The organism is Sedimentibacter acidaminivorans, from assembly GCF_017873955.1.
Classification (GTDB): domain Bacteria; phylum Bacillota; class Clostridia; order Tissierellales; family Sedimentibacteraceae; genus Sedimentibacter; species Sedimentibacter acidaminivorans.
Window position 1 is genome coordinate 233,686 of sequence record NZ_JAGGKS010000003.1, and the last position, 23,688, is coordinate 257,373.

19 protein-coding genes are annotated in these 23,688 nt (G+C 30.5%); all 19 read right to left on the reverse strand.

Annotation, left to right across the window (positions count from 1 at the left end):
- Positions 1 to 12: 12 nt before the first annotated feature.
- Entirely contained in the window at positions 13 to 462 is a 450-nt protein-coding gene (gene smpB / locus J2Z76_RS06745; RefSeq protein ID WP_209511246.1) for an SsrA-binding protein SmpB, read from the reverse strand.
- 156 nt (positions 463 to 618) lie between these two features.
- A complete protein-coding gene (rnr, locus tag J2Z76_RS06750) occupies positions 619 to 2,733 on the reverse strand; it encodes a ribonuclease R (protein ID WP_209511247.1) in 2,115 nt (704 codons plus the stop codon).
- 40 nt (positions 2,734 to 2,773) lie between these two features.
- Positions 2,774 to 3,940 carry a D-alanine--D-alanine ligase family protein gene (locus tag J2Z76_RS06755; protein ID WP_209511248.1) on the reverse strand — a complete coding sequence of 389 codons (1,167 nt, stop codon included), beginning with the start codon at positions 3,938 to 3,940 and terminating at the stop codon, positions 2,774 to 2,776.
- Between the two features lie 18 nt (positions 3,941 to 3,958).
- Complete coding sequence (locus J2Z76_RS06760; protein ID WP_209511249.1) at positions 3,959 to 5,602, reverse strand: UDP-N-acetylmuramoyl-tripeptide--D-alanyl-D-alanine ligase; 1,644 nt, start codon at positions 5,600 to 5,602, stop codon at positions 3,959 to 3,961.
- Positions 5,603 to 5,617: 15 nt separating this feature from the next.
- Positions 5,618 to 6,391 carry an alpha/beta fold hydrolase gene (locus tag J2Z76_RS06765; RefSeq protein ID WP_209511250.1) on the reverse strand — a complete coding sequence of 258 codons (774 nt, stop codon included), beginning with the start codon at positions 6,389 to 6,391 and terminating at the stop codon, positions 5,618 to 5,620.
- A 185-nt stretch (positions 6,392 to 6,576) separates the two neighbouring features.
- Positions 6,577 to 8,604 carry a sodium-translocating pyrophosphatase gene (locus J2Z76_RS06770; protein WP_209511251.1) on the reverse strand — a complete coding sequence of 676 codons (2,028 nt, stop codon included), beginning with the start codon at positions 8,602 to 8,604 and terminating at the stop codon, positions 6,577 to 6,579.
- 109 nt (positions 8,605 to 8,713) lie between these two features.
- Positions 8,714 to 8,947, reverse strand: coding sequence for a preprotein translocase subunit SecG (gene secG / locus J2Z76_RS06775; RefSeq protein WP_209511395.1), 234 nt, complete (start codon positions 8,945 to 8,947; stop codon positions 8,714 to 8,716).
- Positions 8,948 to 9,116: 169 nt separating this feature from the next.
- On the reverse strand, positions 9,117 to 10,409 hold the full coding sequence (gene eno / locus J2Z76_RS06780; RefSeq protein ID WP_209511252.1) for a phosphopyruvate hydratase: 1,293 nt from the start codon (positions 10,407 to 10,409) through the stop codon (positions 9,117 to 9,119).
- A 22-nt stretch (positions 10,410 to 10,431) separates the two neighbouring features.
- Positions 10,432 to 11,976 carry a 2,3-bisphosphoglycerate-independent phosphoglycerate mutase gene (gene gpmI / locus J2Z76_RS06785; RefSeq protein ID WP_342455028.1) on the reverse strand — a complete coding sequence of 515 codons (1,545 nt, stop codon included), beginning with the start codon at positions 11,974 to 11,976 and terminating at the stop codon, positions 10,432 to 10,434.
- The gene (tpiA, locus tag J2Z76_RS06790) at positions 11,970 to 12,758 is read right to left on the reverse strand and encodes a triose-phosphate isomerase (RefSeq protein WP_209511254.1); all 789 of its coding nucleotides are present in this window, start codon (positions 12,756 to 12,758) and stop codon (positions 11,970 to 11,972) included. Before tpiA ends, gpmI begins: the two co-directional genes overlap by 7 nt.
- Before the next feature lie 10 nt (positions 12,759 to 12,768).
- Positions 12,769 to 13,962: a phosphoglycerate kinase gene (locus tag J2Z76_RS06795; protein ID WP_209511255.1), complete on the reverse strand. Its 1,194-nt coding sequence runs from the start codon at positions 13,960 to 13,962 to the stop codon at positions 12,769 to 12,771.
- A gap of 114 nt (positions 13,963 to 14,076) precedes the next feature.
- The gene (gene gap, locus J2Z76_RS06800; RefSeq protein ID WP_209511256.1) at positions 14,077 to 15,084 is read right to left on the reverse strand and encodes a type I glyceraldehyde-3-phosphate dehydrogenase; all 1,008 of its coding nucleotides are present in this window, start codon (positions 15,082 to 15,084) and stop codon (positions 14,077 to 14,079) included.
- 298 nt (positions 15,085 to 15,382) lie between these two features.
- Entirely contained in the window at positions 15,383 to 16,408 is a 1,026-nt protein-coding gene (locus J2Z76_RS06805; protein ID WP_209511257.1) for a sugar-binding transcriptional regulator, read from the reverse strand.
- A gap of 321 nt (positions 16,409 to 16,729) precedes the next feature.
- On the reverse strand, positions 16,730 to 17,695 hold the full coding sequence (locus tag J2Z76_RS06810; RefSeq protein WP_209511258.1) for an ABC transporter ATP-binding protein: 966 nt from the start codon (positions 17,693 to 17,695) through the stop codon (positions 16,730 to 16,732).
- Entirely contained in the window at positions 17,696 to 18,721 is a 1,026-nt protein-coding gene (locus tag J2Z76_RS06815; RefSeq protein ID WP_209511259.1) for an ABC transporter ATP-binding protein, read from the reverse strand. It lies immediately after the preceding gene.
- A gap of 17 nt (positions 18,722 to 18,738) precedes the next feature.
- On the reverse strand, positions 18,739 to 19,680 hold the full coding sequence (locus J2Z76_RS06820; RefSeq protein WP_209511260.1) for an ABC transporter permease: 942 nt from the start codon (positions 19,678 to 19,680) through the stop codon (positions 18,739 to 18,741).
- 7 nt (positions 19,681 to 19,687) lie between these two features.
- Positions 19,688 to 20,608 carry an ABC transporter permease gene (locus J2Z76_RS06825; RefSeq protein ID WP_209511261.1) on the reverse strand — a complete coding sequence of 307 codons (921 nt, stop codon included), beginning with the start codon at positions 20,606 to 20,608 and terminating at the stop codon, positions 19,688 to 19,690.
- A gap of 26 nt (positions 20,609 to 20,634) precedes the next feature.
- Entirely contained in the window at positions 20,635 to 21,699 is a 1,065-nt protein-coding gene (locus J2Z76_RS06830; protein WP_209511262.1) for a M24 family metallopeptidase, read from the reverse strand.
- 107 nt (positions 21,700 to 21,806) lie between these two features.
- Entirely contained in the window at positions 21,807 to 23,486 is a 1,680-nt protein-coding gene (locus J2Z76_RS06835) for a peptide ABC transporter substrate-binding protein (RefSeq protein WP_209511263.1), read from the reverse strand.
- Positions 23,487 to 23,688: the final 202 nt, after the last annotated feature.

Here is a 23,688-nt window from a genome sequence, read left to right on the forward strand (position 1 = left end):
TGACGACTATAGTTAATCGTCACGTCTAAGAATTCTTCTTTCTGCATCTTTTTTAGCTAGAACTTGACGTTTATCGTAATTTTTCTTACCTTTTGCAACTGAAATTTCCATTTTTAACAGACCATTTTTTAGATACAAACTTAAAGGTATAATTGAATAACCTTTTAAAGTTATTAGCCCAACTAATTTTCTTATTTCCCTTTTATTCAAGAGAAGTTTTCTAACTCTTAAAGGATCAACATTATATATGTTGCCCTTTTCATATGGGCTGATATGCATATTGTAAACATAAGCTTCACCATCTTTTATATTTACATAACTATCTTTTAAGTTAACTTTTCCTTGTCTTACTGATTTTACTTCTGTTCCTACAAGTACTATCCCAGCCTCATATTTTTCTTCTATAAAATATTCATGATATGCTTTTTTGTTACTTGCAACATTTTTTGTGTTTTGAACCATAATTATCACCTACCATTAAGTGTAAACAGATTATAACACTATTTTTTTAGGTTGTCAAATGACAGATTAATTACATTTTTTAAACTTATCACATTTTTTGATAATTATGTAAACTATTCAAATTTTATTCAAAGCATATCATGATACTATATATTATTATATAAAAACAAAATCTATTTCTGCTTTTGCAATGCTTACAGTTTTTAATTTTACATTAACTACATCACCAATTTTATATACTTTTCTACTGTTTTGACCTATAAGTTCTTTTTTCTCATTATCGTAGATATAGTAATCATCAATAATGTTTGATATGTGGACTAAACCTTCTACTGTATTGTCTAATTCTACAAAAACACCAAAACTAGTTACACCTGAAATAACGCCCTCGTATTCTTCACCAATTTTATCTGACATAAATTCAGCAATTTTAATTTTGTTTGTATTTCGTTCTATTTCATCTGCAATTCTTTCCAATTTAGAAGACTGCTCGGCAACAAGCGCTGTACGTTCAAATAATTTATCCATTTCCTTCTCTGTTATTCGACCATTAAGTTGACCTTTAATTATTCGATGTATCTGCAAATCTGGGTATCTTCTAATAGGAGATGTGAAATGACAATAGTATGTTGCAGCTAATCCAAAATGATTTGAGCATTCAGCAGAATAAACTGCTTTTCTTAAAGACCTAAGCATTAAAGTATTAACTAAGGTTTCTTCTTTTTTGCCCTTTACCTTTTCTAACAATTGTTGCAATTCTCTAGGATGAACGTCTTGACTTCCTTTTATAGTATAACCTAAATTGTGAACGAACTTGCTAAATTCATACATTTTTTCGTCTTCTGGATCTTCGTGTATTCTATATACAAAAGGCATATTAAGCCAGTAATAATTTTCAGCTACTGTTTCATTACAAGCTAACATAAATTCTTCTATTATTCTATTTGAAATTCTTCTTTCATATTTAGTTACATCTATTGCTTTTCCTGATTCATCTGTAATAATTTTGGTTTCATCAAAATCAAAATCTATACAACCTCTCGCTTCTCTTTTTTTACGTAAAATAAGACTTAATTCTTCCATTTCTTTAAGCATTGGAAGTATTTTTTCATACTTATTTATTAACTCTTCATCGTTGTTTTCTAGAATATTTGAAACATCTTTATATGTCATTCGATAACTACTCTTTATTATGCTTTCAAAAATTTCAAAATCAACTACCTTACCATCTAAATCAATTATCATCTCTACTGATAATGTCAATTTATCTTCATTAGGATTTAAGCTACATACTCCATTTGATAATTCTTTTGGTAACATAGGAATAACTCTATCGCTTAGATAAATGCTCGTTGCACGCTTTAGAGCTTCTTTATCAACTTTTCTATCTTCTTTGACATAATGGGTAACATCTGCTATATGAACACCTAACTTATATTTATCATCACTAATTTTTTCTACATATACAGCATCATCTAAATCTTTTGCATCAATTCCATCTATAGTAATTATTGTTAGATTTCTCAAATCTCTACGCCTTTTGATTTCTTCTTCTCGTATTTCTTCCGATGATACCTTTATAGCCTCTTTGATTACATCTTCTGTAAAAAATTGTCTAACTTTTTTCTCTTTCAAAATAGCTTCTATATGCGTTTTGGTATCTTCTATGTTTCCAATCACCTCTACTATTTTGCCTTCTGGATTTTTTCTCATTTCTGGCCATTCTGTAATTTTAACAGAAACTTTAGTATCATTCTTAGCATTATTAGAATCTTCTCTTGGAATAAAAATATCATAGGAAATTCTTTTATCGTCTGGTACAACAAAACCAAAGTTCCTGCTTTTTTGATATGTTCCAATAATGAATGTATTAGCCCTTTCAATTATTCTAATGACTTTTCCCTCAGGACTTTTCATATCTTCTGATAATTTTGTATTTTTTACAATTACTCTATCTCCATGCATAGCACCGTTCATTTCTCCCGGTGGTATAAACATATCTTTTATTTCCTTATTATCTGGTCTAAAAAATGCATATCCCTTTTGATGACCTTCTAGTGTACCTATTATTAGATTCATCTTTTCTGGAAGTCCATACCTTTCAGACCTTGTAAATATTATTTTACCCTCTCCTTCAAGTTCATTTAATGTTTTAATTAATTCCTTCCTTAAATTTCCTTCTGGATTTAAAACATTCATTAATTCTTTAAACGTTAAGGGCTTATATGCTTCTTCTCTCATAAATTCAATTATCTTATCTTTAATGTTCATTATTTACCTTCTTTCATAGATTCTTACCAATTCATATATATTATACTATTTTGCTTCGCCCACTCTTTCCATTTGTAGACATTTTGTTCAGTAAATCTATGTCATATGAATATATATTTATACTATTTTGTTTTTGCTGAAGTTCTGCTAAATCAAGTATTTTAGTTATAAGATTAGTAAATGTAACTCCACAGCTTTCCCATAAATAAAAAGCAATAGAACCAGGTATTGTATTAATTTCATTTACATATATATCATTTCCATCATAGAGAAAATCTATTCTTGCATTTCCGCAACAATCTATTGCAGTAAATGATGTTTTAGCATAATCTTGAATTAGTTTTGTAGTTTCATCACTAACATCTGCTGGAATTTTTCTCTTTGCTGTACTATCTTTAACCTTATTGACATATTTGTCCTCATACGTTAAAAACTCTTTCCATCCAATAGGCTCTTCGCAAGATGATACAAATAATTTATTTTCATATCCCATTACAGCACAATTTATTTCTCTAACATTTTGAACACATTTCTCAACTATTATTTTTCGATCATATGACATGGCAATCTTTATACAATTTAATAATTCTTCTTCGTCTTCAGCCTTACTAATTCCAACACTTGATCCTAAATTTGCTGGTTTAACAATTAATGGATAACCAATTCTATTAATGTCTTCCATAATTTCTACCTTATTACTATCCCAATCACTTCTTAAAAACCAAGTATAGTCAACTACTGGCAAATTATAGCTTTCAAATACCTTTTTCATTATTACTTTATCCATTCCAAGAGAAGAACTTAGTACTGAACCAAAAGCACATGGTACACCATTCATTTGAAACATGCCATGCAAAGCTCCATCTTCTACATTTGTTCCATGTACAGCAGGGAATATAATGTCTATTTCACACGAATCATATTTTTTACCAAAAAATCCTTGCTTTAAATCGGGATGTGGATATAGTATCAACTTCCCTTCTTTAAATCCTGGCAAAACTTCATATGCATCATCAAATTTTTTCATTTTATAGTTTTTTATATTATGTAAGCTATTTCCAAAATACCACTTTCCATCTTTTTGTATATATATTATTTTAGGATCATATAGATTTTTATCAATATTATCCAAAACTTGAAGTCCTGTTATAATTGAAACTTCATGTTCAACTGTTTTGCCACCTATTATTATACCTACAATCTTCATTATATACCTCCACTAATATTATTTTTCACTGTATGTATCAGGAAGATCATTTTCAAAAAGAACTACATCATTAACTTTTGTAAGCGACTTAAGAATCTCACTTGCTTCATCTAATGAATTAACAATAAATAAATTTTCACTACTATATTTTAATTTTTGAAACCCTTTTACTATTGGTGCTGTTCTTTTTTCGCCTACCAATATTACAACATCGCAAACTTTTGAAATATATTCACCAAATTTTTCGTTTTCTTCTTCTTCAATTTCTCCAAGCTCAACCATGCCTGGTGTAACTATTATTTTTCTTCTATCTTTAAATTCATCTAGTACATCAAGTGCTGCTTTAGCTCCATCTGGATTAGAATTAAATGCATCATCAATAACTATTACTCCAGTTCCAGGATCAATAAGCTCTAGTCTATGTTTAACACTTTCTATTTTTGATATTCCTGCAGCCATTTGCTCTAATGTCAATCCTAAAACTTTAGCTACAGCACAACCAGCAAGTATATTTAAAATATTATGCTTCCCTAGCAACTTAGTTTTACATTCAATTGTACCTAATTCATTAATGCACAATGTAAATGTAGAGCCTGTTTCGCTAACCCTTATATCCGTTGCAAAAATATCTGTAATTTCTATATTTTCAATTCCATATAGTATTTTTTCTTTAAATGTTTTATCTGCCAGTTTTTTTACATATTCATTGTCATAATTAAATATAGAAGTTCCATCATTAGGAAGTCTTTCTATTAGTTCATATTTCGTTCTCATTATGTTGTCAATAGATTTAAATGTTTCTAAATGACATGGTCCGATTGATGTAATCAAACCTATAGTAGGATTTGTAAGCACTGCAACTTCGTCTATATCACCTATATGAGTAGCACCTAATTCCGCTATAAATATATCATATTCATCTGACATATCATTGTTAATTACTTTACTTATACCCATAGGAGTATTGTAACTATCAGGAGTTTTCAAAACTTTATATTTTTCCTCTAAAATTGTTGCTGTTATAAATTTTGTGCTTGTTTTACCATAACTTCCAGTAATACCAACTGAAATAATATTATTTAACTCTTTAATCTTTTTAGAAGCGTCAAAGTAAAACTTTTTATTAATCTTATTTTCTATTGGTTTAACTAAATAATTAGCAAACAAAACATAATATCCTAAGAAATAATATAAAATTGATTGTATGCCTGCCCATAAAGGAAAATATAGTATTAAATTTCTTGATACCAAAAGAACAATAAAAACTGTTATAGCAAAATCAATAACAACTAAAAATAATGTCATAGCATATAGTCGTTTAGCCCTTTGTGTATAAACAATAGGTTTTTTAGATTCATACTTTGTTCTATAGCTAATAACAAAAAAAACAATTGTCACAAAACTAATTATAAAAGCAAATACAATTGTTTTATCTTTTATAGCACTAGAAGATAATAAGAATACTACTAACAATACTATAGATAAAATTACATATATTTTATCATTTCTTCTATGTAGTCTATCTTTTTGATTTTGCAACCATTCTATATATTTATTACTTTTATAGCTCTCTAATTGCATCATATGTATAAAATACTTTATTTTTACTGCACATAATAAAAACCAAAATACAACAAAAGATATTATTATAAAAAGTATCATATCTTCACTCCCAACTTATTTATTAAAATCTTCTTTTAAAAATACAAATATTACTGCTTTAAATTGTTCAAAACAATCAATATAAGAAAAATGTCCTGCATCTTTCAACACTATTAATCCACTATCTTTAATTTTTTCCTCCATTAATTTACCCATATATAATGGTGTATCTTCATCATTTTCTCCCCAAATTAATAATGTTGATGCCTTTATATTTGTTAATAAATCTGACAAGTTATCATTTATTACTTTTACCATTGTTTGTCTCATTATCCCTTGAGAGGCTTTATAATCATCTGAACCAAACTTTTTATAAAAACTTTCAAGTTTACTTTCTTTTGAATCGCCTTTAACAAATATTGTATAAAAAATCTTTAAAAACTTGAAGCTATAAACCTTAAAATAATATTTAATTTTTCTTTTAGGAATCAATCCTGCACTATCAATGAGAATAAGTTTTTTAACTATATTATCATATTTAGCTGATAATATAATAGACACTCTACCACCGTGGGAATGTCCAAATAAAATTAAATCTTTAACATTAATTTTATCAATAAACTTTTTTACAAATTCTGCATAATTATATGAGTCCCAAGGTTCTTTAGGAATATCACTTTCTCCAAACCCAGGTAAATCCAAAGCAATTACTCTACATTTATCCTTTAAAATATTAAATATTGGCATCATAGTTTGTATATTTGCACCCCAACCATGGAGCAATAACACGGTAGTTCCTGCACCTTCATCTATATAGTTAATACTTAACCCATCAACATTAATAAACATATACTCCCTCTCTCACAATATATTCCAATAGTTTTACATTGTTCTTACCATTGTTTTTATATCGTTCTCCAATTGTTACACTACTATTATATGATTTTCAAGCAAAATGATTATACCATATCAAAGAATAATTCGGCAAGAAAAAAAGACTCCCTTTTGGGAAGTCTTTCATATTTATATATTTTTTAGAATAATTTTAACAATATTCCACCATGAGCTGCTATAGTAGGTCCAAATACAAGAGCTACTATTGTCATAAGTTTAATTAATATATTGATTGAAGGTCCTGAAGTATCTTTGAATGGATCTCCAACTGTATCTCCAACTACTGCTGCTTTATGAGCTTCGCTACCTTTTCCACCATGATTACCTGATTCAATGTATTTTTTAGCATTGTCCCAAGCACCACCAGCATTTGACATCATGATAGCCAAAAGAACTCCAGTTACTAAACCTCCAGCTAATAATCCACCAAGAGCTTCTGTACCAAGCAAGAAACCTACTATTAATGGAACTATAACTGCTAAAAGACCTGGAACAATCATTTCTCTTAAAGCTGCTGTAGTACTGATATCAACACATGTTTTATAGTCTGGCTTTTCAGTTCCCTTCATTATACCAGGCATTTCTTTAAATTGTCTTCTAACTTCTTCAATCATAGCGAATGCTGCTTTACCAACTGCACTCATAGTGATCGCTGAGAATAAGAATGGTAACATACCACCTATGAATAAACCTGCAATAACAGTAGGTTCTGTTAAATTTATTGAAGTAATTCCAACAACTTGAGTGTAAGATGCAAACAATGCAAGAGCTGTTAAAGCTGCTGAACCTATTGCAAATCCTTTACCAATTGCTGCAGTTGTATTTCCAACTGAGTCAAGTTTATCTGTAATTTCTCTAACTTCATGAGGTAATTCACACATTTCTGCAATACCACCAGCATTATCTGCTATAGGACCATAAGCATCAACTGCTACAGTCATACCAGTAGTTGATAACATACCAACTGCTGCAAGTGCTATTCCGTATAATCCTTGAACAGAATCCATAGAACCGCCTGAATATCCGGCTACATAATATGCACCAATAATACCAATAGCTAATACTACTATAGGATAAGCTGTCGACTGCATACCAACTGATAATCCACTGATAATAGTTGTAGCTGGTCCTGTTTCAGCTTGATCAGCTATATTTTGAACAGGCTTATACTCTGTTGCTGTATAGTATTCTGTTATTTTAGCTATTATTAAACCTACAGCTAATCCAATTACAATTGAACCAAATGGTCTTGCATCGCCAAGTATAGATTTGCTAAGGAAAAATGCTGCTATTACAACTATTAATGAACTAACATATGTACCAGCATCCAATGCTTTTTGTGGGTTTCCACCTTCTTTTCCTCTAACAAATAGAGTTCCGATGATAGAAGCAAGAATACCAATTGCTGCTAATAAAAGTGCAAATAAAACACCTCTTCCACTTTCAGGGAATGCAATTAATCCAAGTGTTATTGCTGAAACTATTGAACCAACATATGATTCAAATAAGTCAGCTCCCATACCTGCAACGTCACCAACATTATCTCCAACATTATCTGCTATAACAGCTGGGTTTCTTGGGTCATCTTCTGGAATACCTGCTTCAACTTTACCAACCAAGTCTGCTCCAACATCGGCTGCTTTTGTATATATACCACCACCAACACGAGCAAATAATGCTATTGATGAAGCTCCTAAACTAAAACCAGTTAAGTAACTAGCATTACCAAATACCAACCATAATGATCCAACTCCTAATAAACCCAAACCAACAACAACCATTCCCATAACTGCTCCACCTGAGAATGCTATTTCTAAAGCTTTATTCATGCCTGAAGTTCTTGCTGCGTTTGCAGTTCTAACATTTGCCTTTGTAGCAACTGTCATACCAAAAAATCCAGCTAAAGTAGAAAAAATAGCTCCAACTGCAAATGAAATTGCTGTTTGCCAATTGATTCCAAAACCTAATACAAAAAATAATACCGCTGCAAATATTGCTACTGACTTATATTCTCTAGTAAGAAAAGCCATTGCACCTTCATGAATAAATGAAGATATTTCCTTCATTCTATCCGTTCCAGCATCAACCTTATTTATGCTCATAGCTTTGTAATAAGCATACAATAACGCCACAACCCCTACTATCGGGGCTATTATTAGTGTTCCCATTTAATTATTCCTCCATTGTTAATTTAATTAATTTTTACACAACAATAAATTCCAAAATTCAACTGAATTATCAGCATCTTTAGAATTTATTGCATAATATACAACATTATTATTGAATAACTATCAATGCTAATGAAGCAACCACAAATATAATTGCTGAGATAGTTGTTAACTTTTCAAGCTTACCTTCATAACTTCTACCTTTATTCTTGCCCCATATTGACTCAGCACCACCTGCTATTTCACCAGACATACCTGCTGACTTTCCTGATTGAAGTAGTATACTTGCAATAAGAATTAAACTTGCAATTATTAAAAATATTCTAACTATTAATTCCACTATTCACACACCTCCCATGAGCTATTTTCTCTGCATAACGTTAAGATTATAACACTAAAGAATTACAAAATCAATAAAAATTTAATAAACAATTACCTATTTATTAATTTAATAATATATAAGGCATAAATAAATTGATAGCGATAGCATAACTATCGCTTTATTTTTTAAATTAATGCTTAATATTATAAAAAACTTCCATTCCTTTATATTGTGCTGCATCTCCCAAGATATCTTCCAATCTCAATAACTGATTGTATTTAGCAACTCTATCTATTCTTGATGGAGCACCTGTTTTTATTTGTCCTGAATTAGTAGCAATTACTAAATCAGCTATTGTCGAATCATCTGTTTCACCAGACCTATGTGATACAACCGCGGTATATCCTGCTCTTTTTGCCATTTCAATAGCATCTAATGTTTCTGTTATAGTTCCTATTTGATTTAATTTTATTAAAATTGAGTTTGCTGCTTTTTGCTCAATTCCTTTAACTAATCTTTCTGTATTAGTAACAAATAAATCATCACCAACTATTTGCACTTTATCACCAAGTTTTTCATTCAACATAATCCAGCCTTCCCAATCTTCTTCGTCCATTCCATCTTCTATGGATATTATTGGGTATTTATTTACTAAATATACATAAAAATCAACAATTTCTGATTGAGTAAATTCTTTTCCTTCGCCAGCAAGTTTATATGTTTTAGTTTCAAAATTATACAATTCAGAAGCAGCAACATCTAGAGCTAACATTACATCTTTACCTGGTTCATAACCAGCTTTTTTTATTGCCTCTACTATTGTGATTAAAGCTTCTTCATTAGAAGTTAAATTTGGTGCAAATCCACCTTCATCTCCAACTGCTGTATTTAATCCTTTAGCCTTTAAAACATTTTTTAAGCTATGGAATATTTCTGCTCCCATTCTTAATGCTTCTTTAAAACAACATGCTCCAACGGGCATAACCATAAATTCTTGAATATCTACATTGTTATCTGCATGTTGACCACCATTTAATATGTTCATCATTGGAACAGGAAGTGTTTTTGCATTTACTCCACCAAGATATTGATACAAAGGTACTCCTAAAGTGTGTGCTGCAGCTCTAGCGCATGCCATAGATACTCCTAAAATAGCATTTGCCCCTAATTTAGCTTTATTTGGAGTTCCATCAAGCTCTATTAGCATTTTGTCAATAGATACTTGTTCTAAAGAATCTCTTCCTATTAACTCAGGTGCTATTATATTATTTACATTATCTACTGCAGTTAAAACACCTTTTCCTAGATATCTTGATTTATCACCATCCCTTAATTCTACAGCTTCAAATGCTCCTGTTGATGCTCCTGATGGTATTCCTGCTCTTCCATATCCTCCACTTTCAGTCCATACTTCTACCTCAATTGTAGGGTTTCCTCTCGAGTCCAAAATTTCTCTTGCATATACATCTGATATTATAGTCAATTTTAATACCTCCAATTAGTATTTATTTTTTATTTTTTCTTACAATTAAGCTTTCACCTGTCATTTCCACTGGTTTTTCAAGCTCTAAAAGCTCAAGCATTGTTGGTGCGATATCTCCTAAAATTCCTTCCCTAAGTTCTATTTTATTAGTATTTTGAACCACTATAAAAGGTACCTTATTTGTAGAATGAGCTGTCATTTTATTAAGTTTAGTATGATCTAACATTTCTTCAGCATTACCATGATCTGCTGTTATTAATGCTGTTCCTCCAATTCTAATTATGTAATTCACTACTTCACCAAGACATTTATCTACTGTTTCTACAGCTTTTATTGCTGCATCCATATCTCCTGTATGCCCAACCATATCAGCATTTGCAAAGTTAATAATCATAACATTGTATATATCCTTTTCCATTTCTTCTAAAATCATGGATTTAAGCTCATACGCGCTCATTTCTGGTTTTAAATCATAAGTTGCAACAGATGGTGATGGTATAAGAATTCTAACTTCATTTTTCAATGGTTCTTCTAACTCTCCGTTAAAAAAGTAAGTTACATGTGCATATTTTTCTGTTTCAGCAGCTCTTAGTTGTTTGAACCCATTTTCACTCAAATATTCACCTAAAGTGTTCTTAACCAAATGAGTTTTAAATGCTATCTCAACATTTTCTATAGTTTTGTCATATTGAGTCATACATACAAATTTTAAATTTATTTTTTTTCTATCAAAATTATTAAAATCATCATCTACAAAAGCTCTTGTTAACTGCCTTGCCCTATCGGGCCTAAAATTATAAAATATAATTGAATCATTTTCATTTACTGTTCCTAATTTACCATTTTCATCTTTTATTATCAATGGCTTAATAAATTCATCAGTAACATTCTCTAAATAAGAATCTCGTATAGATTCAACTGCATTATCAAAAATTTCACCTTTTCCATTTACCATAGCATCATATGCATGTTTAGTTCTATCCCAATGCTGATTTCTATCCATTGCATAATATCTTCCGATGATTGTAGAAATACGACCTATACCTATTTCATTAATTTTTTTCTCGAGTTCTTTTATATAACTTATACTACTAGCAGGTCCAACGTCACGTCCATCAGTAAAACAATGTATTTGTAATTTTCTTATTCCTTTATCTTTTGCAAGTTTAATTAAACTATACAAATGAGAATTATGGCTATGCACTCCACCATCTGATAATAGTCCCATAAGATGCAATGTGGAATCATTTTGTTTTACATTATTAATCGCATTGTTAAATTCTTCTATATTTTGAAATTCATTATCTTCAATTGATTTTGTTATCCTCGTGAAATCCTGATAAACTATTCTACCTGCACCAATATTTAAATGTCCAACCTCTGAATTTCCCATTTGGCCTTTTGGCAGACCAACCTCATATCCACTAGCAGTTAATGTTGTATTAGGATATTTTTTCATAAGCAAATCAAAGTTAGGTGTTTTAGCTTTAGTTATTGCGTTTCCAGGATAATCAGGACCTACACCCCAACCATCAAGAATTATCAATGCTGTTAATTTTCTCATAATATCTCCTTGTTGACTTTTTCATATTGTTGATTAAAATTAATTATTCTAATAAATTCTTCAGCACTTAGACTTGCTCCCCCTACTAAAGCACCATCAATATCAGTTTGGTTCATTAATTCTGATGCATTTTCACCCTTTACACTACCTCCATATAACACTATAACTTGCTTAGCAAGTTCTTCATTATATAATTCCTTAAATACATTTCTTATGAAACTTGACATTTCATTAGCTTCTTCACTTGTTGCAGTTTTACCTGTACCAATTGCCCAAATTGGTTCATAAGCAATTACAACTTTAACTGCATCTTCAGCCTTTATATCTTTAAATGCATTAATAATCTGATTTTCAACGGTTATTTTTTCTATTTTTCTTTCTCTTTGCTCTAACGTTTCACCTATGCACAATATTGGTTTAATTGCAAAATTTATTGATGATTTCAACTTTTTATTTACCGATTCATCAGTTTCATTAAAATATTGTCTTCTTTCAGAATGTCCAACTATAACATATTCAACACCAATTTCTTTTAACATAAGTGGAGAAATTTCACCAGTGTATGCTCCTTTTTCATCATAATGCATATTTTGTGCTCCAAGTTTTATATTAGAACTATTTAACAACTTTCTAATTGAATATAGTGCTGTAAATGGTACACATACTAAAACTTCAACATTGTTATTAAAATCATTAGATAATTGTATCAAGTTATTTACAAGTGATATACTCTCATGAATATTATTATTCATTTTCCAGTTTCCAGCTATCAATGGTATTCTCATTTTGTCTCCTTTACTTATTATCTACTGCATCTATTCCTGGCAATACCTTTCCTTCTAAAAATTCAAGTGATGCTCCGCCACCAGTTGATATATGCGTTATTTTATCTGCTAAACCCACTTTTTCTACAGCAGCAGCACTATCACCTCCACCAACTATTGAAATAGCTTCCTTATTATTAGCAATAAATTCAGCAATAGAATTTGTTCCTTTTGCAAAGTTATCCATTTCAAAAACTCCTAAAGGCCCATTCCATATAATCGTTTTAGATATACTAATTACTTCACAGAATTTTTCTATTGTTTTTTCTCCTATATCAAGTCCCATAAAGTCGTCTGGAATACTATCACTATCAACAGTATAAAATTCTGTATCATTTTTAAATTCTTTAGCAACTACTACATCTATTGGCAAATATAAATTAATGTTTTTATCTTTTGATTTTTGAATTATACCTTTTGCAAGGTCAATTTTATCTTCTTCTAAAAGTGATTTTCCCACATTGTAGCCTTGTGCTTTAAGGAATGTATACATCATACCTCCACCAATAATAATATTATCTGCAATATTTAAAAAATTCTCAATTACAGCAATTTTATCAGCAACCTTTGCACCACCTAATATAGCTGTAAGTGGTCTTTTAGGATTTTCTAAAGCATTTCCCATAACAGCTATTTCTTTTTCAACTAAAAATCCAACAGCAGATGGCAAGTATTTACATACACCTGCATTAGAAGAATGAGCCCTATGAGCTGTTCCAAATGCATCATTTACATATATATCAGCAAGTCCAGCCAAATCTTTAGATAGAGCATCGCCATTTTTTGTTTCTTCTTTTCTATATCTTGTATTTTGAAGTATCATTACTTCACCAGATTGTAATTTTAATGCATCAGCTTTTACCTTGTCATCAACCACTATATCACAATCTTCAAATATTATTTTTTTGTCTAATAATTTTTCTAACCTTTTAGCAACTGGCAAAAGAGAATATTCTTTTTTTGGTTCTCCATCAGGTCTACCTAGATGGGACATAAGAATTAAGGATGCTCCATTATTTAATAAATATTTAATTGTTGGTAAAGAACTAGTTATTCTTATATCATCAGTTATATTTCCTGATTTGTCAAGTGGTACGTTAAAATCACACCTAACAAGTACTTTTTTATTTTTTACGTCTATATCTTTTAAAGTTTTCTTATTCATATAAACCTCCATAAATACTACTAAAGTAATAGAAGAGCAATAGACTTACTGTAAAATAGCAATTGCAAAATCAATTATTATTCTAAAGCCAATCAATTGCTCAACAATTTTTCATTATTTCATTGTAGACCAGTATTTTGCTAATCTTACTAATTGAGCTGTGAACGACATTTCATTATCATACCAAGCAATTAGCTTAACCATTTGTTTACCATCAACATCTAGAATATTAGTAGACAATGCATCAAATGTACAACCATATGTTGTGCCAATAACATCCGATGACACAATTGGGTCTTCAGTGTATCTCAATGTTTCATTTGAAGCTTCTTTTATTGCTTTATTTATTTCTTCTACAGTAACATTATTCCCAAGTTCAACAACTAAATCAACTACAGACCCAGTAATTGTAGGAACACGAAGTGCCATACCATCTAATTTACCTTTTAACTTTGGAAGTACTATACCAACTGCTGCTGCTGCACCTGTTGAAGCTGGTACAATATTTGCTGCTGCTGAGCGGCCCCTTCTAGAATTTATACCTTTTTTATGGGAATTATCTAAAATATTTTGATCATTTGTATATGCATGTACTGTTGTCATCAAACCTTTAACTATTCCAAATTTATCATCTATAGCTTTAGCTAATGGTGCTAGACAATTTGTAGTACATGATGCTGCTGAAACAACTGTTTCACTGCCATCAAGAATATCATGATTAACATTGTAAACTACTGTTTTTAAGTCACCTTTTCCAGGTGCTGATAATAATACCTTTTTAGCTCCCGCCTGAATGTGTTTTTCTGCTTTTTCTCTATCATTAAATTTTCCAGTACAATCGATAACTAAATCAATGTTCAATTCTTTCCAATTGCAATTTTCTGGTTCTTTAACTCTTGATGTAAGTATTTTTTTACCATCTACATACAATACATCACCTTCATGTGAAATCTTATCTATCATAAAATTACCTTGTGAAGTATCATATTTTAGTAAATATGCCAATGTCTCAGCATCAGAATTTGTGTTAATAGCAACAACATCAAAATCTTTATCCTGAATCATTAACCTCAATGCTAATCTTCCAATTCTTCCAAAACCATTAATAGCTACTCTAACCATTGTTAGCCTCCTAAAATATTTATATTTTATTATATCATCAAGCAAGCCAGATAGCGGCTTGCATCACAACGATTCAATAAATACATCAAAGCAAAGACGTATGTCTTTGTTTCATTAATTGTATTTATTATATCATCAAGCAAGCCAGATAACGGCTTGCATCACTACGATTCAATAAATTCATCAAGACAAAGACGAATGTCTTTGTTTCATTGATTGTATTTATTATATCATAATATTTATAATATATTACTAGCATACTCTTAGTTACTGTGAACATGAAATGTTCACCAAGCATTTATAAACTTAAAATTTTATTTGCTGCACCTTCATCTGTTACAAGTATGAAATTATTATTAAATTTCGATATGGCATAGATAGCTTCCGCTTTTGAACTACCTGCTGCAACTGCAACAATATCTTTTATTTGATTATAGTTTTCAAGTGATATTCCAACTGAATTTGTCTGCATTTTCATAATTCCATCTTGACTAAAATAATACCCAAAAGCTTCAGCTGTAAGATTATCCTCTTCTATTCTTTTAAATATTGTACTATCAGCTTTTCGCCTAAAAGCCATATCCTTTGCATTTCCTAATCCAAAAACTAGAAGATTTATCTTCCTTATATCATTTAAAACATCTCTAATTATTTTATTATTTTTTAGCGCCTTTAATTCATCAATATCTAAACTATCAGGTATATGTAACAATTTATACTCTGAATTTAATTTTTCAGCTAAATTTGCTGCAATAGTGTTAGCCTCTATACCTAATTCTTCACTTAATGCTCCTCTTGCAGGTAGAACTAAAAGATTTTTTATATTCTTCTTCTTTTTCATTTGATTTACAACGCATGCCATAGTTGTTCCACCAGTTATCCCTAAAATTGTATCTGGCTTAATAAGATCAAGAATAACTTCTCCAGCTTTTTTTCCAAGTTCATTAAAAGTATATCTATCTTTATTAACATCTCCTGCTACAACGACAACTCTTCTAAGTTTTAACTTTTCTTTTAGTTTTAATTCCGTTTCTGATAAATTTTTTATGTAATAAAATGTTTTTTGAACCTCCGAAAGCATTTCTTTACCTATATCCGATAACCAAACGCCAGATGATTCAATATGAATTAGTTTAATTTCACTTAATTTTTCAATTTCAGTTCTCATTGTTCGTTCTGTTATTCCTAATTTTTTAGATAAAGATCTTCTACCAATTGGCTGAAAATCACTAATAATTCTAAGTATTTCGTATCTTCTCATAAACAATTCAACTGTTTCAGGCACTATCTGATTTTGTATTTCGAGAATTTTATTTACTTCCATATGAGCCCCCGGGATATACATCGTCCCTATCGTATATTTTTGTCCCTTTATTTTTATTTTATCACATATTATTATTTTTGCAATACCTTTTTTGTCATAATTTTGAAATTTATAAGTAAAATTTATACTTAATTATTATTATAAGTTCGCCGCAGTATTTATGTCACACTATATACGATTAGTATGTATTTTTTCATGAATAATACTTATTGTAACATACTAATACTTGATTGTATAGTATTTTTACAAGTATATTCACTAAAAAATTGAGAAAGCACAACAAAAAAATATGATGAAATCATCATATTTTTTTGCTTAAAATTAAAACAAATGGCATGCAACTTTATGATTATCATCATATGTTTTTAACTTAGGTATAGCTTCATGGCATATAGGTTTAGCATATGTACACCTTTCTACAAATCTACAGCATTCTTTTGGATTTATAGGACTTGGAATTTCTCCTTTTAACATTATCCTTTGCTTACTTTTTGCTATTTTAGGATCAGCTTCTGGAATTGCTGATAACAAAGCCTTTGTATAAGGATGCATTGGATTTTTATATAAATCAACTGCATTTGCTTGTTCAACAATCGTTCCAAGGTACATAACTATTACTTTATCTGATATATATTTAACTACACTTAAATCATGAGCAATAAATAAATATGTTAGTCCTCTTTCTTTCTGTAATTTCTTTAACATATTCAATACTTGAGCTTGTATAGATACATCAAGAGCTGATATTGGTTCATCACACACTATAAATTCAGGATTAACAGACAATGCCCTTGCAATTCCTATACGTTGTCTTTGCCCACCTGAAAATTCGTGAGAAAATCTTGACATATGGTCTCTATTTAGTCCAACAGTTTTCAATAAATCTTCTATTTTTTCATCTAAGTTTTTTTCTGATATTTTTTCATGAAGTCTAATTCCTTCACCAACTACATCTTTTACAGTCATTCTAGGATTTAAAGATGAATATGGATTTTGAAATATCATTTGTGTATTTTTACAATATTCAAGTTTTTCTGAATTCTTTTTAGAATCAAATATATCTTTACCCTTATAAAGTACATTGCCTTTAGTAGGTTCATATAATTTTACGAGGCATCTTCCTGTAGTTGATTTACCACATCCCGATTCACCTACTAATCCAACGGTTTCTCCCTTATATATATCGAAAGACACATCTTCAACTGCTTTTAAAGTTTCTTTTTTACTTATTTGAAAATATTTACTTAACTTTTTTACTTGTACCAAGGGTTCTTTTTCTGTATTCATCTAAAACACCTCCCCTTTAATTACTTTTTTGCAAGGAAGCTTTATATCTAAAGAGTTTTCATGTTGCAACCAACACATTGTTTGATGTTCTTCAGTTATTTCATATTCAGGAGGCATTATTTTATAACACACTTCCATTGCATATTCACATCTAGCTGCAAAAGGACAACCAGGTGGTGGAGAGAATAAATCTGGAGGTGTTCCTTCAATAGGTTGAAGCTCTTCATCTTTTTCAGTTTCTAGACTTGCTATAGAACACAATAAACCTGAAGTATATGGATGTTTAGTATTATAAAATATATCATCTACCATACCTCTTTCTACTATCTTACCACCATACATTACAAGAACTCGATCACACATTTTAGCAATAACTCCCAAATCATGTGTAATTAAAACTATTGAGGTTTTCAATTTTTTCTGCAAATCTTTCAACAAATCAAGTATTTGTGCTTCTATAGTAACATCTAGAGATGTAGTAGGTTCATCAGCTATAATAATGCCTGGATTCCCAACAAGAGCTATAGCAATCATAACCCTTTGTTTCATCCCTCCACTTAGCTCATGGGGATATTGATTATACCTTCTTTCACCGTCAGAGATTCCAACCATCTTCAATATTTCTAATGCTTTATCTTTTAATTCCTTTTTATTATATAATTTTCTTTGTATGAATATTTCTTCTATTTGTTTTCCAACTTTCATAGTTGGATTTAATGAAGTCATAGGGTCTTGAAATATAAACCCTATTTCAACCCCTCTAATTTTTCTCATTTCCTTATCAGACATCTTAGAAATTTCTTTGCCTTTATATTTTATTGAACCCTCGTCAAAAAAACCAGGTGGTTCTGGATTAAGTCTAATTAAGCACTGAGCCGTAACACTTTTCCCACATCCAGATTCTCCAACTATTCCAATGACTTCACCTTCATTAACATCAAAAGTTACACCTCTTACTGCTTTAACTATTCCTCCATATGTATGAAAGGAAAAATTCAAATTTTTAACCTCTAGCATCTTTTCCATTTTCTCACTTCCCTTCTTTATTCTGTACCTCTTAATTTAGGATCCAATGCATCTCTCAAGCCATCTCCTAAGAGGTTTAATGCAAGCATTGTTGTACATATAAAGAATGATGGTATAAATAATTGATACGGATATATCCTAAGCATTTTAACGCCAGATTTAGCTAATATTCCCCAACTACATTCAGGGGGTGCAATACCAAGTCCAATATAACTTAAAAACGCTTCATTAAATATAGCCTTTGGTACCGCCATAGTTAAGTTTGTAATAATTAAACCCATAACATTAGGCAATATATGTTTAATTATTATTGTAAAATCTGATACTCCAAGTATTTTAGCTGCCGCAACAAAATCCTGTTCTTTAAGTTTTAGTACTTCGCCTCTAACGAATCTTGCTGTTCCTATCCAGCCGACTATTACCATTGCAACAATCAAGGATGTAATTCCAGGTCCTAATACAACCATTACTAGAATAGATACTATTAGATAAGGGATTCCATAAAGGATATCAATTATTCTCATTAGTATAGAATCTAGCACACCTCCATAATAACCAGATAATCCACCAACTAATCCACCTATCACTGTATTTAAAATTGTTGCAATAAATCCTATAGCAAGCGAAACTCTCGCACCTCTCCAAACCCTTGTCCAAAGGTCTCTTCCCAATTCGTCTGTTCCAAACCAATGTTCAGAAGAAATAAATTGATTCATCCTAGATGAATCGATTGCAGTATATTCATACTGGCTTATAATTGGTCCAAATATGGCTAATACTATATATACAACCAATATTACCAAGCCTGAAAAAGCAACTTTATTTTGCTTAATTCTCCTCCACGCATCTCTCCAGTAGGTTAAATTAGGTCTTGATATTGCTTCCATTTTTTCTATATTTTTACCTATTGTTTTAAATTGAGATATATCAATGTTTTTGATATCTATATTTTTTTCCATATTGCACCTACTTTCCTGCTACTCTTATTCTTGGATCAATTACCCCATATAATATATCAACAATCATGTTAGCTAAAACTAAAAAAGCTCCGTAAAAAATGGTCATTCCAAGTATTAAAGAATAATCTAAATTTTGCACACTTTGAACATAATATTTTCCCATCCCAGGTATTGCAAAAATTGACTCTATTACAAATGTACCAGTTAATACACTTGCAACCGTAGGACCTAGAACCGTAACTACTGGCATAATAGCATTTCTAATTTGATGCTTATACGTTATTCTAAATTTAGATATACCTTTCGATTTTGCAGTTTTTATATAATCTTGCTGTACAACTTCAAGCATACTTGCCCTCATAAGCCTTGAAACCATCGCTAATGTATAAAATCCAAGAGCTATAGATGGCAATACTGTATATTTAATTCCATGGTATTGTGCAACTGGAAATAGTCCCCACTTTATACCAAAGAAAAATTGCAACAACCCTCCAATTATAAAATCTGGTACTGATGTACCAATTATTGCTATAACTACACATACATAATCTAATTTTCTACCCCTATTTAATGCTGCAATTATACCAAGAACAATTCCAAATGATATTGATAGAGATAAGGCTCTCATACCTAAATCAAAAGAATACGGAAATGAATCACCAATTATTTTATTTACTGATTGGTTAACATATTTCATGGAATATCCAAAATCACCATGTAAAATATTATTTAAATACGTAAAATATTGTACAATAATAGGCTTGTCAAATCCGTAATATCTTTCAATATTTGCTTTTATTTCAGGTGTCATCTTGTCACTTGAAAATGGATCACCAGGCATTAATCTTACAAGAATAAAAACAATGGTTGTCAACACCCATACAGTGGCAAGTGAAATAACTAATCTTTTTAAAATATATTTTCGCACATAATCACCTCTATTTTTTAATAATCCTACAATTCTATAAGCTCCCTTGTGGAACTAGTTAATATTTCATTTCCTTCCTTGGTTATTAAAACTTGATCTTCTATCCTTACGCCTCCCCAATTTGGTATATATATACCTGGCTCAATTGTTATTACGTTATTTTCTTTTAATATATCGTTAGACCTTGGTCCCATAAATGGAATTTCATGAACAAATAGACCAATACCATGTCCAATTCCACTATAATGATATTGAAAATATTTCGTGTTTTTTATAGGTTCAATTGAAGCTTCATAAACATCGGTAGCAGGCGTTCCTGCTGTCATTAAAGATGTTGCTCTTTCATGCATTTCTTTTTCCAAAGCATAAACCTCTTTTTGTTCAGCAGTAGCTTTTCCCACCACAACAGTCCTTGTCATATCTGACAAATATCCATTATAACCACAACCATAATCCATAAGCACAAAATCTCCATAATCAATTACTTTATTAGAAGGTATTCCATGCAACAGAGATGTTCTTTTTCCTGAAATTAATATATTTCCATAAGGTTTTGTATCTGAACCCTCCATAACCATATAATGCGATAATTTAGATGCTAGTTCCTTTTCTGTAACTCCTACTCTAATATCTTTAATTATTCTGCTAAATGCCCTGTCTGCAATTTGACATGCAACTTTAAGATTGCGTATTTCTTCATCCGTTTTTATTGACCTGAAATTTTCAATTACACCTGTCCATGGAATAGCTTGTGCGTCTATTTTATTAGAAAGTTCTTCATATATATTATAAGTAACAAAGTCTGCTTCAAAAGCAAAATTTTTAATTTTTAAATTTTTTATTATTAATTTAACTGCTTCCGCTAATGTTTTTCCTTGTTCTCTCCAATTTACTATAATAAAATCAGGACACTCCTGACCAGCTTGTTCTGTATATCTTGGGTCAGTAATAAAATACTTTTTATCTTGAGTAATGAATAAATATGAATCATCACCTGTATATTTGCTCACATATCTAACGTTTTGAGGTCTCGAAATAAAAAAGCCTTCTACTTTATTTTCACTTAAATAATTAAAAAGTTTTTCTAACATTTTTATCTCCTATTTCTTTTAAGTTTTTATTATATTTCTACTTAATCTAAAGATAAAGATGATTCTATAGTAGAATCACCTTTATAATTAATTATTTAATTATCTAATTATTCTATAATGTCTGCATAAATGTAATCATAGTTAATACCAACAAAATATGTTTCGAAGCCTTGCACTTTAGGGCTTAGTAGCATAGCATTTCTTCTTAATTGAAGAGGAACTATACCACCATCTTCTAATAATGTTTTTTCAGCATTAAACAATGCATCCATTCTTTGTTGTGGGTCTGTATTAGATAAAGCTTCATTTATGTAGCCATCATATACTGAACTGCTGTATGAACCATGATTATATGGTGAATTTGTAGGCCATAATTCCAAATATGACATTGGATCAGGATAATCCGGAACCCATCCTGTTACAACCATTTCAAACTCATGATCTGATTCCATTTTTAGTCTTTGCTTGTAAGGAACTTGTCTAATTGTAACAGTTATTCCTAAAGCAGTTTGAATTTGACTTTGTAATATTTCTGCTTCAATTCTTGTACGTTCTTGATCTGCAGTTAATAATTCAACATCAATTTTTGAAGGATCAGTAACTCCAAGAGCAGTCATAGCATTAGCTAAATGTTCTTTTGCTTTTTCTGTATCGCCTTTTAATGGAAATGCTTCATATGGATATTCATTGCCATACTCACCTTCTACTCCATTTACTTGTGGTAATACATACCTAGGATTCGGCTGATATAAATTTTGAGTGCTTAAAAGAACAAAATCCTCACGATTAATTGCATAATTTATGGCAAGTCTTAAATCCTTATTGTCTAATTCACAACTTCCATCCATGTTTAATTTCATAAAGTCATTAGCACCATCATTGTAATATGTTACGTCATCTTTATAGTTTGATAATATTTCTGCTGGCACATTTACTTGGTCTAATTCACCTTGTTCATACATAGCTACAGCAGTCATAGGGTCTGCAACTGTTAATATATGAACTTCATCAAGTTTTACTGCATCAGCATCCCAATAATTTGGATTCTTTTCTAAAATTATTCTGTCTTCATGTTTCCACTCTTTTACTATAAATGGTCCACTATATACATTTTTATCTGCATCTGCAGAAAAATCCTTACCATATTCTTCAACTAAATCCTGTCTAACTGGACACAATTGAGACATAGAAAGCATGCTTAAAAAATATCCAGTTGGGTTGTTAAGCTCAATAGTTAATGTTTTTTCATCAACCGCTTTAACTCCTAATTCTTCTACAGGCATTTTGCTAGCATTTATTTCTCCTGCATTCTTTATTAAAGATGTAACCAAGAATGAGTAATCACTTGCTGTTGCTGGGTCAACTAATCTTCTCATGCCATATTCATAATCCTGCGCCTTAATTTCAACTCCATCACTCCATTTTGCATCTCTCAAATGGAATGTATACGTTTTTCCATCATCTGATACTTCATAGCTTTCAGCCATACCTGGCAATATTTCTCCAACATGATTTCTCATCAAACCTTCATAAATATGAAACCCTACAGTAGCACTAGGTATAGAATTCATTAATTGTGGGTCTAATGTTGGTGCATCTGCTAATAACGAATATCTTAATACCTTTTTCTCAGGCGTAGTTGTTTCTGGTGTTGTAGTTTCAGGTGCTGTAGTTGGCTCTGTTGTTCCAGCTGGTTCTTCTTTCTGCCCAGGTGTAGAACATGCTGCTAGCGAAAAGCACATAGCTAACACCATACAAATTGATATTATTTTTTTAAATTTTAACATTTTTACCCTCCATTTTAATTTCGACAGATTTCAATAAAATTTCTATTGAGTTTTTATAATTAATTGATACTATTTATTCTTATTTTATCCTATCACCTCCTACACTTGTCTACCATATCTAAGCATTTTATTGCAAAAATAATGCCACTTTAAAAAAAGTGGCATTATTTTTACAATTATTATGAATTAATGTAAATATTTT

Bases quoted from the DNA above. Each gene is read 5' to 3' on its own strand.
- J2Z76_RS06805 (WP_209511257.1), bottom strand. From the start codon at position 16,408: ATGGAAGTAAATAAAATTCTCGAAATACAAAATCAGATAGTGCCTGAA.
- rnr (WP_209511247.1), bottom strand. From the start codon at position 2,733: ATGAACATTAAAGATAAGATAATTGAATTTATGAGAGAAGAAGCATAT.
- J2Z76_RS06820 (WP_209511260.1), bottom strand. From the start codon at position 19,680: ATGGAAAAAAATATAGATATCAAAAACATTGATATATCTCAATTTAAA.
- J2Z76_RS06810 (WP_209511258.1), bottom strand. From the start codon at position 17,695: ATGAATACAGAAAAAGAACCCTTGGTACAAGTAAAAAAGTTAAGTAAA.
- J2Z76_RS06815 (WP_209511259.1), bottom strand. From the start codon at position 18,721: ATGGAAAAGATGCTAGAGGTTAAAAATTTGAATTTTTCCTTTCATACA.
- J2Z76_RS06760 (WP_209511249.1), bottom strand. From the start codon at position 5,602: ATGATACTTTTTATAATAATATCTTTTGTTGTATTTTGGTTTTTATTA.
- J2Z76_RS06765 (WP_209511250.1), bottom strand. From the start codon at position 6,391: ATGTTTATTAATGTTGATGGGTTAAGTATTAACTATATAGATGAAGGT.
- gap (WP_209511256.1), bottom strand. From the start codon at position 15,084: ATGGTTAGAGTAGCTATTAATGGTTTTGGAAGAATTGGAAGATTAGCA.
- smpB (WP_209511246.1), bottom strand. From the start codon at position 462: ATGGTTCAAAACACAAAAAATGTTGCAAGTAACAAAAAAGCATATCAT.
- J2Z76_RS06835 (WP_209511263.1), bottom strand. From the start codon at position 23,486: ATGTTAAAATTTAAAAAAATAATATCAATTTGTATGGTGTTAGCTATG.
- J2Z76_RS06755 (WP_209511248.1), bottom strand. From the start codon at position 3,940: ATGAAGATTGTAGGTATAATAATAGGTGGCAAAACAGTTGAACATGAA.
- tpiA (WP_209511254.1), bottom strand. From the start codon at position 12,758: ATGAGAATACCATTGATAGCTGGAAACTGGAAAATGAATAATAATATT.
- J2Z76_RS06830 (WP_209511262.1), bottom strand. From the start codon at position 21,699: ATGTTAGAAAAACTTTTTAATTATTTAAGTGAAAATAAAGTAGAAGGC.
- J2Z76_RS06795 (WP_209511255.1), bottom strand. From the start codon at position 13,962: ATGAATAAGAAAACTTTAAAAGATATAGACGTAAAAAATAAAAAAGTA.
- J2Z76_RS06770 (WP_209511251.1), bottom strand. From the start codon at position 8,604: ATGGGAACACTAATAATAGCCCCGATAGTAGGGGTTGTGGCGTTATTG.